The 15872-nt window shown below is 63.0% G+C and carries 16 protein-coding genes; 6 read left to right on the plus strand and 10 right to left on the minus strand.

Annotated elements, in window-relative coordinates; translation table 11 throughout:
• Nucleotides 1-25: 25 nt before the first annotated feature.
• Together PIN31009_RS15700 and PIN31009_RS15705 are read right to left on the minus strand one after the other, a co-directional pair.
• Entirely contained in the window at nt 26-382 is a 357-nt protein-coding gene (locus PIN31009_RS15700) for a RidA family protein (RefSeq protein ID WP_150790831.1), read from the minus strand.
• A 68-nt stretch (nt 383-450) separates the two neighbouring features.
• Nucleotides 451-1347: an alpha/beta fold hydrolase gene (locus PIN31009_RS15705; RefSeq protein ID WP_150790832.1), complete on the minus strand. Its 897-nt coding sequence runs from the start codon at nt 1345-1347 to the stop codon at nt 451-453.
• Nucleotides 1348-1538: 191 nt separating this feature from the next.
• Between PIN31009_RS15705 and PIN31009_RS15710 the strand changes: the two genes are divergently transcribed.
• Nucleotides 1539-2330: a 3-hydroxybutyrate dehydrogenase gene (locus PIN31009_RS15710; RefSeq protein ID WP_150684506.1), complete on the plus strand. Its 792-nt coding sequence runs from the start codon at nt 1539-1541 to the stop codon at nt 2328-2330.
• Between the two features lie 203 nt (nt 2331-2533).
• Here the strand turns inward: PIN31009_RS15710 and PIN31009_RS15715 are convergent, their stop codons facing one another.
• Nucleotides 2534-3172, minus strand: coding sequence for a CoA transferase subunit B (locus PIN31009_RS15715; RefSeq protein ID WP_058378165.1), 639 nt, complete (start codon nt 3170-3172; stop codon nt 2534-2536).
• Between the two features lie 23 nt (nt 3173-3195).
• Nucleotides 3196-3894, minus strand: a complete 699-nt coding sequence (locus tag PIN31009_RS15720; RefSeq protein WP_058378164.1) for a CoA transferase subunit A — start codon at nt 3892-3894, stop codon at nt 3196-3198.
• 238 nt (nt 3895-4132) lie between these two features.
• On the opposite strand from PIN31009_RS15720, the gene PIN31009_RS15725 reads away from it, so the two are divergent.
• Nucleotides 4133-4678 carry a PAS and helix-turn-helix domain-containing protein gene (locus PIN31009_RS15725; protein WP_150684508.1) on the plus strand — a complete coding sequence of 182 codons (546 nt, stop codon included), beginning with the start codon at nt 4133-4135 and terminating at the stop codon, nt 4676-4678.
• Nucleotides 4679-4727: 49 nt separating this feature from the next.
• Here PIN31009_RS15725 and PIN31009_RS15730 read toward each other — a convergent pair whose 3' ends face one another.
• From PIN31009_RS15730 to PIN31009_RS15740, 3 genes are all read right to left on the minus strand, one after another.
• Nucleotides 4728-5141: an acyl-CoA thioesterase gene (locus PIN31009_RS15730; RefSeq protein WP_150684509.1), complete on the minus strand. Its 414-nt coding sequence runs from the start codon at nt 5139-5141 to the stop codon at nt 4728-4730.
• A gap of 94 nt (nt 5142-5235) precedes the next feature.
• Entirely contained in the window at nt 5236-6297 is a 1062-nt protein-coding gene (locus tag PIN31009_RS15735; protein ID WP_150684510.1) for a DctP family TRAP transporter solute-binding subunit, read from the minus strand.
• Nucleotides 6298-6493: 196 nt separating this feature from the next.
• Nucleotides 6494-7270: an SDR family oxidoreductase gene (locus PIN31009_RS15740; protein ID WP_058378161.1), complete on the minus strand. Its 777-nt coding sequence runs from the start codon at nt 7268-7270 to the stop codon at nt 6494-6496.
• A gap of 178 nt (nt 7271-7448) precedes the next feature.
• Here PIN31009_RS15740 and PIN31009_RS15745 point away from each other — a divergent pair, with 178 nt between their 5' ends.
• Nucleotides 7449-9119: an electron transfer flavoprotein-ubiquinone oxidoreductase gene (locus PIN31009_RS15745; protein WP_150790833.1), complete on the plus strand. Its 1671-nt coding sequence runs from the start codon at nt 7449-7451 to the stop codon at nt 9117-9119.
• 113 nt (nt 9120-9232) lie between these two features.
• The gene (locus PIN31009_RS15750; protein WP_150790834.1) at nt 9233-9574 is read left to right on the plus strand and encodes an MliC family protein; all 342 of its coding nucleotides are present in this window, start codon (nt 9233-9235) and stop codon (nt 9572-9574) included.
• Nucleotides 9575-9695: 121 nt separating this feature from the next.
• Here PIN31009_RS15750 and aroC read toward each other — a convergent pair whose 3' ends face one another.
• From aroC to PIN31009_RS15765, 3 genes are all read right to left on the minus strand, one after another.
• Nucleotides 9696-10799, minus strand: coding sequence for a chorismate synthase (gene aroC / locus PIN31009_RS15755; RefSeq protein ID WP_150790835.1), 1104 nt, complete (start codon nt 10797-10799; stop codon nt 9696-9698).
• Nucleotides 10800-10863: 64 nt separating this feature from the next.
• Nucleotides 10864-12783, minus strand: coding sequence for an MFS transporter (locus PIN31009_RS15760; RefSeq protein ID WP_150790836.1), 1920 nt, complete (start codon nt 12781-12783; stop codon nt 10864-10866).
• Nucleotides 12780-13235, minus strand: coding sequence for a CBS domain-containing protein (locus tag PIN31009_RS15765; protein ID WP_058378157.1), 456 nt, complete (start codon nt 13233-13235; stop codon nt 12780-12782). The genes PIN31009_RS15760 and PIN31009_RS15765 overlap by 4 nt, the downstream gene beginning before the upstream one ends.
• A 475-nt stretch (nt 13236-13710) precedes the next feature.
• On the opposite strand from PIN31009_RS15765, the gene PIN31009_RS15770 reads away from it, so the two are divergent.
• Both PIN31009_RS15770 and PIN31009_RS15775 read left to right on the plus strand, forming a co-directional pair.
• Nucleotides 13711-14997 carry an O-acetylhomoserine aminocarboxypropyltransferase gene (locus PIN31009_RS15770; RefSeq protein WP_150684515.1) on the plus strand — a complete coding sequence of 429 codons (1287 nt, stop codon included), beginning with the start codon at nt 13711-13713 and terminating at the stop codon, nt 14995-14997.
• 14 nt (nt 14998-15011) lie between these two features.
• Entirely contained in the window at nt 15012-15830 is an 819-nt protein-coding gene (locus PIN31009_RS15775; RefSeq protein WP_150790837.1) for an alpha/beta fold hydrolase, read from the plus strand.
• The last annotated feature ends 42 nt before the right edge of the window (nt 15831-15872 follow it).

Below are 15872 nucleotides of genomic sequence, written 5' to 3' on the forward strand. Positions count from 1 at the left end.
GCCCCTCAGGGTACGGATCGTGCACTCAGCTTTCGCGCTGCGCGGCCACGACCACAATTTCAACGAGCATTGCGGGGTCGGCCAAGGCCGCCTCGACCGTCGCGCGCGGCGGCGCATTGCCGGCCGGCACCCAGTCGTCCCACACCTGATTCATTTCACCGAAGTGCTTCATGTCGGAGATAAAAATCTGACACGAGAGAATCAGGGTCTTGTCGCTGTTAGCCTCGGCGAGCAGGCGATCAATGTGGGCGAGTACCTGACGCGTCTGACCCGCCATGTCCTGCGTGCGGTCGTCGGGCGTCTGACCAGCCAGATAGACGGTGCCGTTATGCACAGCCATATCCGACCAGCGCTTTTCGACGTAGAAACGTTGTACTGCCATGATGTAAGACTCCTCGTGTTCTTCTAAGACTTCGGACCCACCACCGTCTGGCGCGCATCGGCGCCAATTCAGTCGGCGTATCCGTCAAAAAACCGGCGTGCGATCTGAATCTGATCGTCATGCACGAAAGTGGGCGCGTGACCCACGCCGGGAATTTCTACGGCACGCGCATGTTGTGCGTGTGCCAGCATTTGTTCAAGCGTTGTACGCGAGAGCAGATCGGACTGCTCGCCGCGCACGATCAACGTGCGGCCCGGGAACGCCGCGAGCGACGCCCAGAGCATCGCCTCACCAGCGGCAATCGCCTCAGCCGGGATCGCCGAAAACGCGGCACCGATCGCCGGGTCGTAGCGAAGCACGTAGCCGTCGCCGTCCGCCTTGAGCAATGGCTCGCTCAGCGCGCGCCACTCCTCTCGCGTGTGCGGCCCAAACGACGACGAGATCGACCAGAGATAATCGACCGCTTCGTCGATCGACGCGAATCGTTTCGGGATACCGACGTACTGACCGATGCGCACCAGCGACGATGCATCGATATGCGGGCCCACATCGTTGAGCACCATATTGCGAATGGGCGAGTCGGGCAAACCCGCCAGCCCCATCCCGATCAGTCCGCCCATCGACGTGCCGAACCAGTCGACCGTCGCAACGCCAAGACGCGCAATCAGCGTGACCATGTCGGAGGCGTACTGCGGCACGACGTAGCCTGCCGCGTTGCGCAACCAGTCTGATTGACCGCGCCCGACGACGTCGGGACATACGACACGATAGTCGTCGGCAAACGCACGCGCCATCGCGTCAAAATCGCGGCCGCAACGCGTCAGTCCATGCACGCACACCAACACGCGCGGGTTCTCGGGGTCGCCCCACTCGGCATACGCCATGCGGTGCAGACCGGAAGGGCTCAGACACTGAACGCTCGACAGACGTGGCACGTGGTTCGCGTGGTTCGCGTGGTTCGACATGGCAGACTCGTCGGATCGATGTGGATCGGTAGGGATCGTATAGATCGGTATTCAGCCCGAATTCTACCGCGCTTGCAGCGAACCGTAAGCTAGAATGGGTCGACTCATGGGCCGCACACAGGCCGCATATGGCTTCAGTCGCGGCGGCTCGCGGCAACTTTCACACGCAATATGCCAACGGAGACGACGTAATGCTGAAAGGAAAGATCGCCCTCGTGACCGGCTCGACCAGCGGTATTGGACTGGGGATGGCACAGGCGCTCGCGGCACAAGGGGCCACGCTGATCGCGAACGGATTCGGTGATGCCGACGCTGCCCGCAAGGCCATTGCCGAGGCCGCCGCCAAGGCCGGCCACGGTGATGTGAAAGTCGGTTACCACGGTGCCGACATGAGCCGCGCCAGCGAGATCGAAGCGATGATGCAATACGCCGAAGCCGAATTCGGCGGCGTCGACATTCTCGTGAACAATGCAGGCATTCAGCACGTGGCCGAAGTTCAGGATTTTCCGACGGACAAATGGGACGCGATCATCGCGATCAATCTGACGTCGGCCTTCCACACCACGCGCCTCGCGCTGCCGAAGATGCGTGCGCGCAACTGGGGCCGCATCATTAACATCGCCTCGGTGCACGGTCTGGTCGGCTCGGCCGGTAAGTCGGCCTACGTTGCCGCCAAGCACGGCATCGTCGGCCTGACGAAAGTCACGGCACTCGAAAACGCGCAAAGCGGCGTGACGGCCAACGCGATTTGCCCGGGGTTCGTGCTCACACCCCTCGTGCAGAAGCAGATCGACGATCGCGCGGCGCGCGAACACCTGTCGAGCGACGACGCCAAACGCTCGCTGTTGGGCGAGAAGCAACCGTCGGGCGAATTCGTCACGCCCGATCAGCTCGGCGCGCTCGCCGTGTTTCTTTGCAGCGATGCCGGTGCGCAAGTGCGCGGTGTCGCGTGGAATATGGATGGCGGCTGGGTCGCGCAGTAATCGCGATCTGAGCGGCGCCGGGCAGCGCCGGGCAGCGCCGGGCACTTTCGAGCAGCACCGGCAGCGGTGCGACAAAACAAAACGGGCGGGGATATCCCCGCCCGTTTTGCCTTCCATCGACAACCGGGTTCAACGGCCCGGCTGCCCTCAGCGCATTAACTTTTCAGTAACGTTTCAGCAACGTTTCAGTAACGCTTCAGCCCTCAGACAGCGCTCGTATCGAGCGGTGCGCCGGTCTTCTGCGAAATTTCTTCCTTCGTCACGCCCGTTGCCAGCTCGACGACCTTGAGGCCGTCCGGCGTCACGTCGATCACACCGAGATCGGTGATGATGCGATTGACCACGCCCACGCCTGTGAGCGGCAGATCGCACGCCTTCAGAATCTTGTGCGCATCGCCCTTGGCCACGTGCTCCATGAGCACGATCACGCGGCCGACACCGGCCACGAGATCCATCGCGCCGCCCATGCCCTTGATCATCTTGCCCGGGATCATCCAGTTCGCCAGATCGCCCTTCTCGCTGACCTGCATCGCCCCGAGGATCGCCAGATTGATGTGACCGCCGCGAATCATTGCAAACGAGTCGGCCGACGAGAAGATCGACGAACCCGCAAGCGTCGTCACCGTCTGCTTGCCGGCGTTGATCATGTCGGCGTCGACTTCGTCTTCGGTCGGGAACGGGCCGATGCCCAGCAGGCCGTTTTCCGATTGCAGCCAGACTTCCATGCCGTCCGGCACATGGTTGGCCACCAACGTCGGCAAGCCGATGCCGAGGTTTACGTAAAAGCCGTCTTCAAGCTCACGCGCAGCGCGCGCCGCCATTTCATCACGATTCCATGCCATGGTTATCTCCTTGATCTCGGCGCTTACTTGGCACGTACCGTGCGCTGTTCGATGCGTTTTTCCGGCGTCTTGTTCAGCACGATGCGCTGAACGAAGATGCCTGCCAGGTGCACGTCATCCGGATCGATGGCGCCGGTCTCGACCAGCTCTTCGACTTCCACAATCGTGACTTTTCCGGCCATGGCGGCCATCGGGTTGAAGTTGCGCGCCGTGCGATGGAACACGAGGTTACCGGCGCGGTCGGCCTTAGCGGCCTTGATGAGCGCGACGTCGGCGCGCAGCGAGCGCTCCATGACGTAGGTTTCGCCGTCGAATTCGCGCGTTTCCTTGCCTTCGGCGACGACCGTGCCCACACCGGTCTTGGTGAAGAATGCCGGGATACCGGCACCGCCGGCACGCAGCTTTTCGGCGAGCGTGCCTTGCGGCGTGAATTCAAGTTCGAGTTCGCCGGCCAGATACTGGCGCTCGAACTCCTTGTTCTCACCGACGTACGACGAGATCATTTTCTTGATCTGACGCGTCTCGAGCAGCAGGCCGAGGCCGAAACCGTCGACGCCCGCGTTGTTGCTGATACAGGTGAGCCCCTTCGTACCCGAGTCGCGCAGCGCAGCGATCAGGGCCTCCGGAATGCCACACAGGCCGAAGCCGCCGACGGCGAGCGTTTGCCCGTCTGCGACGACACCGGCGAGCGCCTCCTTGGCGCTGGCGAATACCTTGTTCATCGTTTGTCCCTTTCCCTCGGTTGAGAATTGAAATTATGCCGCGCGCTTGCGCGTTGCGTGGCTCGCGCTGCCCGAACCCACCTTGCGGCCACGCGTCTCATGCAATCATAGAGCTTACGGTGCCGTGCAAATGGGGCACAATACGTGAAATTACATATCTTCCCGCGTGCCGGGCCGCTGCACACGGCGCGCCGGCGCACGGACCGCCCCGATCAGCCCCCTGCTCCGCCCAGCCCCCATGCCGACGTTCGACTACCAGACAGCCTTTCATATTGCCCCGGTGGGTCTGGTCATCTCGCGCCAGCGGATCATCGAAGACTGCAATCGCCAGCTTGGCAAAATCTTCGGTTATGCGCACGAAGCGCTGATCGGCCAGTCGTTTCAGGTGCTGTACCCCTCCCCGAAAGAGTTCGAACGCATTGGCGAGCGCATTCCGCCGATCATGAGTTCGCAGGGCGTATATTCCGACGAGCGCATCATGCGCCGGGGGAACGGCGAACTGTTCTGGTGCCACGTGACGGGGCGCTCGCTCGATGTGAACGATCCCCATGCGGCCGGCCTCTGGACCTTCGAGGACATGTCGGCCACGCGCCGCGTCGCCGTCGCCCTCACCGCACGCGAGCGAGAAATTGCCGCACAGCTGGTGCAAGGCAAGACCAGCAAGCAGATCGGCAAGATTCTCGAAATCAGCCCGCGCACGGTCGATATCTACCGCGCGCGCCTGATGCAGAAATACGGCGCGGGCACCGCCACCGAACTGGTTCAACGGCTGCTCGGTGATTGAGCTGCTGAGCGACTGAACCTCCCAGCCACGCCCGCGCCCCTGCGCGGGCTTACGCCACCAATGCGCGAATCGATGCCGGCAGCGGCACCGACTTCTCTTCCAGATAGTTCACCCACACGATCTTTGCGCCGCCTTCAGCCGCGATCACGTCGGGCGCATCGGCGCGGCGAAGTTCGAAGCGGGTGTCCACGCTCGTGCGTCCCGGCTCGCCGATGAACATCCGGCAATCGATGTCGCCCGGGTAACGCAGTTGCTTCAGGAACGTCATGTGCGCATTGATGATGACCGGGCCCTCGCCCGCCGAGCGCTCTTCCGCGGCGATGTCGAGCGTCTCCAGCCAACTGATCCGCACCTGCTCCATATAGCGGAAATAGACGGTGTTGTTGACGTGACCGAACGCATCCATATCGCCCCAGCGAATCGGCATGCTCATGCGAAAGACTTCCTTGTATTGCGACGACACTGCGAATTCTCCATGGTGAAAAGACAACGCCCCGCCGACGGTCGGCAGGGCGTCATGGAGACAAAGTGTAGCGCGTTGGCCCAGTGGCCGTGCACTAGCGGCGTAGGGGTTCTGCTCGGTTGGTCGCAACCTCGTCGCCTTTCACCGCAGCTTCGGCCCGCTCCACCAGATCGCGCCCGACGAGCACCTTCCACTTCGTGTAGACGGGGCGCGTCGCGTCGATGAACCGCTGGCGTTGGTCGGGCGTGAGCCGTGTCACCTTCACGCCGCGCGTCTCCAGGTCTTCCCACATCGCGCGCCCGGAGCTGAGCAGGTCTTCCCGCGCGAGGGTGATTTCGAAGCGAGCGGCTTCCATGGCGGCGTCGCGTACGATGTCGCGGTCCTGCGCCGACCAGCTATCCCACACCTGCCGGTTGACCACGAAGACAATTGGGTCGGCCACGTAATCCCACACCGTGACGTAACGCTGTCCGACCGTGTCGAGGCGGACATTGTTATAGATCGTCATCGGATTTTCCTGCCCGTCGATCTTGCGCGAGCGCAGCGCACGAATTGCGTCATTCCACGTCATCTGAGTGGGATACGCCCCGAGCGCCGTGAAAATATCGTTGAACAGCAACGAGCCGACCACGCGAAAACGCAAGCCGCGCATGTCGTCGGGCGAGCGAATCGGGCGGCGCGAATTGGTCAGTTGCCGGAAGCCGTTTTCGCCCCACGCCAGCGGCACGACGCCCTGCTCCTCGACGCGGCGGAACAGTTCGCGGCCCACGTCGCCATGCGTGAGGGCATCGAGCGAGCGATATCCCTTGAGCAGGAACGGCAGCGAAAACACATTGAATTCGGGAATGGCCGACGACCAGTTGATCGTCGACCCGACGGCCATGTCGATCACGCCCTGCCGCAGCGCCGAGAATTCACGCGTCTGGTCGCCACCGACCAGCGCCGCCCCGGGGTGCAGTTTGATATTGATGCGCCCGTGCGTGCGCTCCCGGACCATATCGGCCCAGAGTTGCGTGCCTTTGCCCCAAGGCGTGCCCGCATCGGGCACGATCGACAGCGTGTATTCGGGCTTGTAGGTTTGAGCGGCAACGGGCAATGCCGTTGCGGCGAGGGCAAGCGCGACTCCGATGAGCCCCCGCCAGCCTGGATTACGCATGGTGTCCTCGAGACGATTCGGGTTCCGACGTCTGGCGCACCCTGAAGCGCGACGTCCTTCACAACCCCGTGTGCATCGACGAATTATGCGCCCGCCCCCCGCACACTGACTGCTTCGGACAATCCCCGATTGCCGCATTGCAGCGAGCCTGCGCAATCGGGGACCCACCTTGCAGCATGCGGCCAATTCACGTCATTCAGCCCACGGCCAGACCATCGTCGATGGTCATGATCGAGCCGTTGATGAAACGAGAATCGTCCGATGCCAGCAGCAGAATCAGCCCGTCGAGATCGCTCGGCTCGCCGACGCGCTGGCGCGGCAACATCTGAATGAGCTTGCGCCCGGCTTCGGTCTGCCAGTGGTCGTGATTGATTTCGGTGTCGATATAACCCGGGCACAGCGCGTTCACATTGATATTGAAACGGCCCCATTCGAGTGCCATCGCACGCGTCATGTGGATGACGGCGGCCTTGCTCACGCAATACACACCGAGCATCGGGATCGCGCGCTGCCCGGCGACCGACGCCACATTAATGATCCGATGCTGGCGCTGCGGGTCGCCCTTGGCGCGTCGAAGCATCCGTTTCGCCACTTCCTGCGCCACGAAGAACGCGCCGCGCGTGTTGGTGTCGAGCACGTAGTCGTATTCCTGCGGCGTGACGTCGACCAGCTTCTGCTGTGTGGAAACCCCGGAATTGTTGATGAGAATGTCGATGGCGCCCGCTTCGGTCTCGGCATGCGCCACGCCCGCGCGGATGCTGTCGTAATCGGTCACATCGAGCGGTACCACGTGGGCCGCCCCGCCCAGCGCCTCGATTTCAGCGCGCAACTCCTTGAGCCGTTCCACCCGGCGGCTGGCCAGCACGACCTTTGCCCCGGCCTGCGCGAGCACCTTGGCAAACTGCATGCCGAGCCCGCTCGACGCGCCAGTGACCAAGGCCACCTTCCCTTCCAGATTCAGCGAACGCCCCATCCTGATCTCCCTCGCGCCCGGACGCGCATTGAATAACGACAGTGCCGCATAGCCCGCCGCTAGAGCTTCTTACCTAGCAAACCGAACGATCGTGCTATTAATATGCGGTTGCGAGGTGTTCCCCATTCCCGGAAAATGGCCGCACCCACGAATTCTAACGTTTATAACAGGAGCATCAATGGATCCCAAGCTGCTCGAGCAGTACGGCCCGAGGGAATCGATGGAGTATGACGTCGTCATTGTTGGCGGCGGTCCGGCCGGTCTGTCCACGGCCATCCGTCTGAAGCAGCGCGCACAGGAAGCCGGCAAGGAAATTTCCGTTTGTGTGTTGGAAAAAGGCTCGGAAATCGGCGCTCACATCCTGTCCGGTGCCGTCATGGATCCGCAGGCGCTCACCGAACTCATCCCCGACTGGAAGGAACGCGGCGCGCCGCTCGACACCCCCGTCAGCGAAGACCGTTTCCTGTTTCTGACGGAAACGGGCGCGACCTCCACGCCGTCGTGGCTGCTGCCGGCCTGCTTCCAGAACCATGGCAACTACGTCATCAGCCTCGGCAATGTCGTGCGCTGGCTGGGCCAGCAGGCCGAAGCGCTGGGCGTCGAAATTTTCCCGGGCTTTGCCGCCGCCGAAGTGCTCTACGACGAGAACGGCGCCGTGATGGGCGTTGCCACCGGCAACATGGGCGTGGGCAAGGACGGCGAGCCGACCGAGAACTTCCAGCTCGGCATGGAATTGCACGCCAAGTACACGATCTTCTCGGAAGGCGCGCGCGGCAGCCTCGGCCGCCAGTTGATGCGCAAGTTCAATCTGGACGACGGCCGCGATCCGCAGGCCTATGGTCTGGGTATTAAAGAACTGTGGGAAATCGATCCGGCTAAGCACAAGGAAGGTCTGGTCGTGCACACGGCCGGCTGGCCGCTCAATTCGCACACCTACGGCGGCTCGTTCCTGTACCACCTGCCGAACAATCAGGTCGCCGTCGGCTTTATCGTCGGTCTCGATTACAGCAACCCGTATCTGTCGCCGTTCGAAGAATTCCAGCGCTACAAGACGCACCCGTCGATTCGCCACTTCCTCGAAGGCGGCAAGCGCGTGTCGTATGGCGCGCGCGCGATCACGGCCGGCGGCCTGCTCTCGCTGCCCAAGCTCGTCTTCAAGGGCGGTGCACTGGTCGGCTGCGAAGCCGGCTTCCTGAACGCCAGCCGCATCAAGGGCAGCCACGCCGCCATCAAGACCGGCATGATGGCCGCCGATGCGGCCTTCGACGCACTCACGGCTGAGCGTCAGCGCGATGAGCTGAGCGCCTATCCGGTGGCGTTCGAACAATCGTGGCTGTTCGAGGAGCTGAACAAGGCGCGCAACTTCAAGCAGTGGTTCAAGAAGGGCCTGACGGTCGCGACGCTGATGACCGGCATCGAGCAGAAACTGCTGGGCGGCAAGATGCCGTGGACGATCCATCGCAAGAAGGCCGACCACGAATGTCTGCTGCCGGCCGCGCAGTGCCAGCCGATCGTCTATCCGAAGCCGGACGGCAAGCTCACGTTCGATCGCCTGTCGTCGGTGTTCATCTCCAACACCAATCACGAAGAGAACCAGCCGGCTCACCTCACGCTCAAGGATCCGAGCGTGCCGGTCGGCATCAACCTCTCGGAATACGCCGGACCGGAGCAGCGTTATTGCCCGGCCGGGGTGTATGAGTTCGTGAAGAACGACGACGATTCGGAACGTCTGCAAATCAACGCGCAGAACTGCGTGCATTGCAAGACGTGCGACATCAAGGACCCGACGCAGAACATCGTGTGGGTCACGCCGGAAGGTGGCGGCGGGCCGAACTATCCGAACATGTAATTCCCGACAGCCGCCGGTTCGCCCGGCGGTTTGTCATTTCGCGGGGCACTTCGCGAACGCTCGCTGAATGTCGCGGACCCTCGCTCGATTCACGCCAAAGGCAAGGAGGCTTCATGCCACGAACTTCCCCAACTTCGCTGTTTTCCCGTCGTTCGGTTGCGATCTCAGGCGCCGCGCTTGCGGGTGCATTGTTGATTGCCAGCCCGGCGGTGCAGGCAAAGACCGTGAGCTATCTCTGCGAGAACGGCCACGTCGCTGTCGTGGTCTACGACGATCACAATCTCGGCGGTGACGTCACGCTGTACTGGTCAGGCAAACGCGAAGTGCTCAAACCTGCGCGCGCCGCGAGCGGTGAGAAGCATGTCGGGCGAACACTGATCTGGTGGAGCAAGGGGCCGGAAGGCACGCTCTACACGGCGAAGGGCGAGCAGCCGATCACGCAGTGCAAGGAATAGGCCGGTAACGGTCGGTAGCGGTCGGTAGAAATGAAAAACGCCAGACAGATTTGTCTGGCGTTTTTTTATGCAGCCTGCAAGCTTTGCGAACGGTCAGCGCCGCCGCAAACGTGCCGCAAATTTACTCCGGTGCGTGCGAAGCAATCACCGGCGTGCCGACATGAACGTCGCCACATTGCGCACGATGACGCAGTGCGTGGTCGATCAGCACCAAGGCCAGCAGCGCTTCTGCAATCGGCGTGGCGCGAATGCCAACGCAAGGGTCGTGGCGTCCGAACGTTTCGACCGTCGCCGCATCGCCGGCCTTGTCGATCGAACGACGCGGTGTGCGAATGCTCGAGGTCGGCTTGATGGCGATAGAAACGTCGACATCCTGTCCGGTGGAGATACCGCCCAGAATCCCGCCGGCGTTGTTGCCGACGAAGCCTTCCGGCGTCAGTTCGTCGCCGTGCTCCGAGCCCTTCTGCGTCACGCTGCGGAAACCCGCACCGATCTCGACGCCCTTCACGGCGTTGAGGCCCATCATCGCGTGTGCGATGTCGGCATCGAGGCGATCGAACAGCGGCTCGCCCAAGCCCACCGGCACCCCCGTCGCGACCACTCGCAGCTTCGCGCCAACGGAGTCCCCTGCTTTACGCAGGTCGTCCATATACGCTTCGAGTTGCGGCACGACCTCGGCATTCGCGGCGAAGAACGGGTTTTGCGACACTTGCGACCAATCGGTCTGCGGCACTTCAATGTCGCCGAGTTGCGTCATGCAGCCGTGAATTTGCACACCATAGCGCTCGGTCAGCCACTTCTTGGCGACGGCGCCCGCCGCCACCACCGGTGCCGTCAGACGCGCTGACGACCGGCCGCCGCCGCGATAATCGCGCACGCCATATTTCTGCCAGTAGGTGTAGTCGGCGTGGCCGGGACGGAAGGTCTCGACGATGTTGCCGTAGTCCTTGCTGCGTTGATCCGTATTACGGATGAGCAAGGCAATGGGGGTGCCCGTCGTCACGCCCTCGAAGACGCCGGAGAGAATCTCGACGGCATCGGGTTCGTTGCGCTGTGTGACGTGGCGCGACGTGCCGGGGCGGCGGCGATCCAGTTCGACCTGAATGTCGGCTTCCGTGAGCGCCATTCCCGGCGGGCAGCCGTCGATGACGCAGCCGATGGCCGGGCCATGCGATTCGCCGAAAGTGGTGACGGTAAACAGGGTTCCAAGCGTATTGCCAGACATACGGGGATCAGGTTCGGGTGAGACGGGAAGGCCCTATTATGCCAGCGATCCCGCCCCGCCGCGCTCAGACTGGCCAAGGGCCTCGCAATTCAAGGACACGCTCGCGCAGTACCTCAGGGGTCGCCTGCACGGCCGTCACCGGTTCGCCGATCACCAGTTCCAGCCGGTTGAGGATGCCGCGCTTGAACGGACGCGTCATTGCCGCGCCGCCATGCTTCGAGAAGAAGCTGCCCCACAGCCCGCGAAGCGCCATGGGCACGACCGGCACCGGCGAACGATCGAGAATACGCCGCACCCCTTGCCGGAACGCCTGCAACTCGCCGGACGCGGTGAGTTTGCCCTCCGGGAAAATACAGACCACTTCCCCCGCATCGAGCGCCTGCGCAATAGCTTCGTAAGCGCGCGTCAGACCTTGCGCATCTTCGTGCGCAGGCGCAATCGGAATCGCCTTGACCGTCCGGAAGAACCACGACAGCACCGGGATGCGGAAAATCCGGTGATCCATCACGAAGCGCACCGGCCGCCGAATGGAAGCCCCGATCACCACGGCATCAGCGAAGCTCACGTGATTGCACACCAGCACGCACGGCCCCTCGTCGGGAATACGCTCGGCGCCTTTGACGTCGATGCGATACACCGTGTGCAGCAGCAGCCACATCACAAACCGGATCAGAAACTCCGGCAACAGTGCGTAGAGATACACGGCCACCAACGCGTTAAGAATCCCGGTCACGAGATACAACTGGTCGATGGTGAACCCGGCGCGCGTCAGCGCCATGGCCATCAGCGACGACACGACCATGAACAGTGCATTGAGGATGTTGTTGGCGGCGATGATCCGTGCACGGTGCGACGGCGCGCTACGGCTCTGAATCAAGGCGTAGAGCGGCACGCTGTAGAAGCCGCCGAACATCGCGAGCAGGAACAGATCGGCCAGAATGCGCCAGTGACCCGGCTGGGCGAGAAACTGTCCGACGGTCTGCAAGGTCGCGCCCGGCACACCGCCGCGACTCGCAAAGTACAGATCCACGGCGAAGACGGTCATGCCGATCGAGCCGAACGGCACAAGCCCGATTTCCACCTTGCCGCCCGACAAGCGCTCGCACAACATCGAGCCGACCCCGATACCCACCGAGAACATCGCGAGCAACAGCGTCACGACATTCGGGTTGGCCCCCAGCACGTCGCGCGAGAAATTGAAGAACGACGCGAGAAACGTCGCCCCCAGAAACCACAGCCACGAAATGCCCAGCAGGCTCAGGAACACCGCACGATCGCTGCGGGCGATGCGCAGGTTGCGCCACGTTTCCGTGATCGGATTCCAGTTGATGCGCAGATCCGGCTGCGCCGCCGGCGTCGACGGCACCCAAGTGGAAACGAGCCGCCCGAGCAGCGCCAGCGTGACGCACACGCCACCGAGCCACGGCAACGCCGACGCCCCGACACCGGCAATCTCACCGCCGATGATCGTGCCGATCAAGATCGCCACGAACGTGCCCATCTCGACCAGCCCGTTGCCCCCCACCAGTTCGTGGTTACCGAGATGCTGCGGCAGATAGGCGTACTTCACCGGCCCGAACAGCGTCGAGTGCAACCCCATCAGGAACGTGCAGACGTAGAGCAGCGGCGCGCTCGCCCAGAGAAAGCCGGCCGCACCCACGACCATGATGGCGATCTCCAGCGTCTTGACGAAGCGGATCAGGCGCGCCTTGTCCCACTTGTCGGCGATCTGACCGCTCGTGGCGGAAAACAGCAGGAACGGCGCAATGAAGATGGCAGAAATCAGGAACGCGGCCGTCTTGCCGTCAACATTCTGGAAGAGTGTCGCGTGATACGTCACGAGCGACGTGAACGCGATCTTGAACACGTTGTCGTTCATCGCGCCCAGGAACTGGGTCCAGAAAAACGGCGCGAAACGACGCTCTCTCAATAACCGGGATTGGTGGCCCTCGCCGCGCACCCCGCGCTGGCTCGGTTGGCTCACTTGGTGCTTTCCGCTTCCTCGGCCGGCCAGTCGCGAATGTAGGCCTTGAGCATACGATTCTCGAACGACTGCTCTTCGACGACGGCACGCGCCACATCGTAGAACGAAATCACGCCCATCAACGTGCGGCTGTCCATCACCGGCAGATAGCGCGCGTGACGCTCCAGCATCATGCGGCGCACTTCGTTGACGTCCGTTTCAGGCGTGCAGGTGAGCGGGTGATCGTCCATCACCTTGCGGATGGTCGACGTACCGACGGTGCCGCCGTTCTTGCTGATCGTATTGATGATTTCGCGGAACGTGAGCATGCCCACCAGATCGCCGAACTCCATCACGACCAGCGAGCCGATATCGTGCTCCGCCATCGTGTCGACGGCTTCGGCCAGCGACGTTTCCGGGGTCACGGTGAAAAGGGTGTTGCCCTTTACCTTCAGGATGTCAGACACACGCATGGCACACACTCCTCTTTGCTTGACGCAGGCGGCGGTTTCGGAACGCTGCCGAAGACCACCGCCGGACTTCGAAATTTCGAAAATTCAAAAGTCCGAATGGCGACGCGAATCACCGGCAGGTCTGCCAGCGTCTCCGCACTGAATTGTAATTAGTTGAAGTGATGCTATCGGAAAGCGTTCCAAAAGGAAAGGCACGATGGGCCGTCCATCGCCGTGTGGCGCGGGTTTTCGGCCGATTCTGCCCCCTCGCTCGGACAACACCCGATGCGCCGGCTCGGACGGCACCGCAATTTCCCTGAGTCCCCCACGAATGCCTGTCGGTGCGCACGAAGGTGGTGCTAGGATTGCCGTATACGTCAAGTGATCACGCCGCAGACATGACATTTCAGTGTCGTTGGCGCGTCATTGATCTTGCTGCCGACGTTCTCGCTCATTTTCCCGTTGTTCCTTCTTGTGCTACGAGGCCATCACCGATATGTCCGTACCGCATTTCGACACGCTTGCCCTGCATGCCGGGGCCGCCCCCGACCCCACCACGGGGGCGCGCGCCACGCCGATCTACCAGACCACGTCGTTCGTGTTTACCGATTCGGATCAGGCCGCCGCACTCTTCAATATGGAGCGTGCCGGGCACGTCTACTCGCGCATTTCGAACCCGACGAACGCGGTGTTCGAAGAGCGCATGGCCGCACTCGAAAACGGCGTGGGGGCCATTGCCACCGCCAGCGGTCAGGCAGCGCTGCATCTGGCGATTGCCACGTTAATGGGCGCGGGCGCGCACATCGTGGCGTCGAGCGCGTTGTACGGCGGCTCGCACAACCTGCTGCACTACACGCTGCGCCGTTTCGGCATCGAAACCACGTTCGTGCGTCCCGGCGACCTCGACGGCTGGCGTGCAGCCGTACGGCCCGAGACGCGCCTCTTCTTCGGTGAGACGCTCGGCAACCCGGGGCTCGACGTGCTCGACATTCCAAATGTCGCGCAAATTGCCCACGACGCGGGCGTGCCGCTGATGGTGGACAGCACGTTCACCACGCCATGGCTCATCAAGCCGTTCGATCACGGTGCAGACCTCGTGTATCACTCCGCCACCAAGTTTCTCGGCGGACACGGCACGACGATCGGCGGCGTGCTGATCGACGGCGGCACGTTCGACTTTGAGGCGAGCGGCAAATTTCCCGAACTGACGGAACCTTACGACGGCTTTCACGGCATGGTGTTTGCTGAAGAAAGCTCCGTCGCCCCGTTCCTGCTTCGCGCACGCCGCGAGGGGCTGCGCGACTTCGGCGCGTGTCTGCATCCGCAGGCGGCGTGGCAGTTGCTGCAAGGCATCGAGACGCTGCCGCTGCGCATGGCCCGGCACGTCGACAACGCGCGCCGGGTGGTCGAGTTTCTGGCCGGGCACGAAGCCGTGGCGTCCGTCGCCTACCCCGAACTGCCCACGCACCCGGATCACGCGCTCGCCAAACAGTTGTTGCCGCGCGGCGCGGGGGCCGTGTTCAGCTTCAATCTGAAAGGCGACCGGGAAGCCGGGCGCCGTTTCATCGAATCGTTGCAGTTGTTCTCGCATCTGGCCAACGTCGGCGACGCGCGCTCGCTCGTCATCCATCCCGCATCGACCACCCACTTCCGTATGGACGCGGCTGCGCTTGCGGCGGCCGGTATTGGCGAAGGCACCGTGCGCCTGTCGATCGGGCTGGAAGATCCGGACGATCTGATTCAAGACCTCAAGCGCGGCCTGAAGGCATCGACCAAACGATAACGGGGACACGATTCATGAACTTCAACGTCGCGGGCAACACCGTCTACGCGTACACCGCAGGCAAATCGATTCAGCCGTCGCAGCCGACGGTCGTCTTTCTGCACGGCGCCCAGCATGATCACAGCGTATGGGGGCTGCAAAGCCGATATCTCGCGAATCACGGCATGAACGTGCTCGCACTCGACCTGCCCGGCCACCACCGCAGCGGCGGTGCGCCGCTCACGAGCATCGGCGCACTGGCCGATTGGGTGGTCGCCGTACTGGATGCGGCGGGTGTCGCCACCGCCGCGTGGGTCGGCCACAGCATGGGCTCGCTGATTGCGCTCGACGCGGCTGCGCGTCATCCGGCGCGCGTGTCGAAAATCGCGCTGGTCGGCACGGCCTATCCGATGAAAGTCTCCGACACGCTGCTGGACGCCGCCGCACACCGCGAGCCGGAAGCGATTGCCCTCGTCAACGAGTGGTCGCACAGCACGATGGCCGCGAAGCCCTCCGCGCCCGGGCCGGGTTTCTGGACGTGGGGCGGCAACCAGCGGCTGATGGAGCGCGTAGCGAAACGGAATCCGGGCGAAAAGGTGTTTCTGACCGACTTCGAAGCCTGCAATGGCTACGAGCGGGGTTGGGACGCGGCCGCTCAGGTGAAGTGCCCGGTACTGGCCGTGCTCGGGCAGCGCGATCAGATGACGCCCCCGCGCGCCGCGAAGGCACTGCTCGACGCCCTGCGTGAAGGCGGCGCCCCCGTGACGGTTCAGACCGTCAACGCAGGGCACGCCATCATGACGGAACAGCCGGATGCGCTGCTCGATGCCCTCGTGCAATTCATGCGACACTGAGCGCGACACTGAGCGCGACACCCAGTGCGTCAACTCGCAAAG

The sequence above is a fragment of the Pandoraea iniqua genome, from assembly GCF_902459685.1.
Lineage (GTDB): Bacteria > Pseudomonadota > Gammaproteobacteria > Burkholderiales > Burkholderiaceae > Pandoraea > Pandoraea iniqua.

Coding starts and splice junctions, on each gene's coding strand:
- PIN31009_RS15700 (WP_150790831.1), bottom strand. CDS start 382: ATGGCAGTACAACGTTTCTACGTCGAAAAGCGCTGGTCGGATATGGCT.
- PIN31009_RS15705 (WP_150790832.1), bottom strand. CDS start 1,347: ATGTCGAACCACGCGAACCACGCGAACCACGTGCCACGTCTGTCGAGC.
- PIN31009_RS15710 (WP_150684506.1), top strand. CDS start 1,539: ATGCTGAAAGGAAAGATCGCCCTCGTGACCGGCTCGACCAGCGGTATT.
- PIN31009_RS15715 (WP_058378165.1), bottom strand. CDS start 3,172: ATGGCATGGAATCGTGATGAAATGGCGGCGCGCGCTGCGCGTGAGCTT.
- PIN31009_RS15720 (WP_058378164.1), bottom strand. CDS start 3,894: ATGAACAAGGTATTCGCCAGCGCCAAGGAGGCGCTCGCCGGTGTCGTC.
- PIN31009_RS15725 (WP_150684508.1), top strand. CDS start 4,133: ATGCCGACGTTCGACTACCAGACAGCCTTTCATATTGCCCCGGTGGGT.
- PIN31009_RS15735 (WP_150684510.1), bottom strand. CDS start 6,297: ATGCGTAATCCAGGCTGGCGGGGGCTCATCGGAGTCGCGCTTGCCCTC.
- PIN31009_RS15740 (WP_058378161.1), bottom strand. CDS start 7,270: ATGGGGCGTTCGCTGAATCTGGAAGGGAAGGTGGCCTTGGTCACTGGC.
- PIN31009_RS15745 (WP_150790833.1), top strand. CDS start 7,449: ATGGATCCCAAGCTGCTCGAGCAGTACGGCCCGAGGGAATCGATGGAG.
- PIN31009_RS15750 (WP_150790834.1), top strand. CDS start 9,233: ATGCCACGAACTTCCCCAACTTCGCTGTTTTCCCGTCGTTCGGTTGCG.
- aroC (WP_150790835.1), bottom strand. CDS start 10,799: ATGTCTGGCAATACGCTTGGAACCCTGTTTACCGTCACCACTTTCGGC.
- PIN31009_RS15765 (WP_058378157.1), bottom strand. CDS start 13,235: ATGCGTGTGTCTGACATCCTGAAGGTAAAGGGCAACACCCTTTTCACC.
- PIN31009_RS15770 (WP_150684515.1), top strand. CDS start 13,711: ATGTCCGTACCGCATTTCGACACGCTTGCCCTGCATGCCGGGGCCGCC.
- PIN31009_RS15775 (WP_150790837.1), top strand. CDS start 15,012: ATGAACTTCAACGTCGCGGGCAACACCGTCTACGCGTACACCGCAGGC.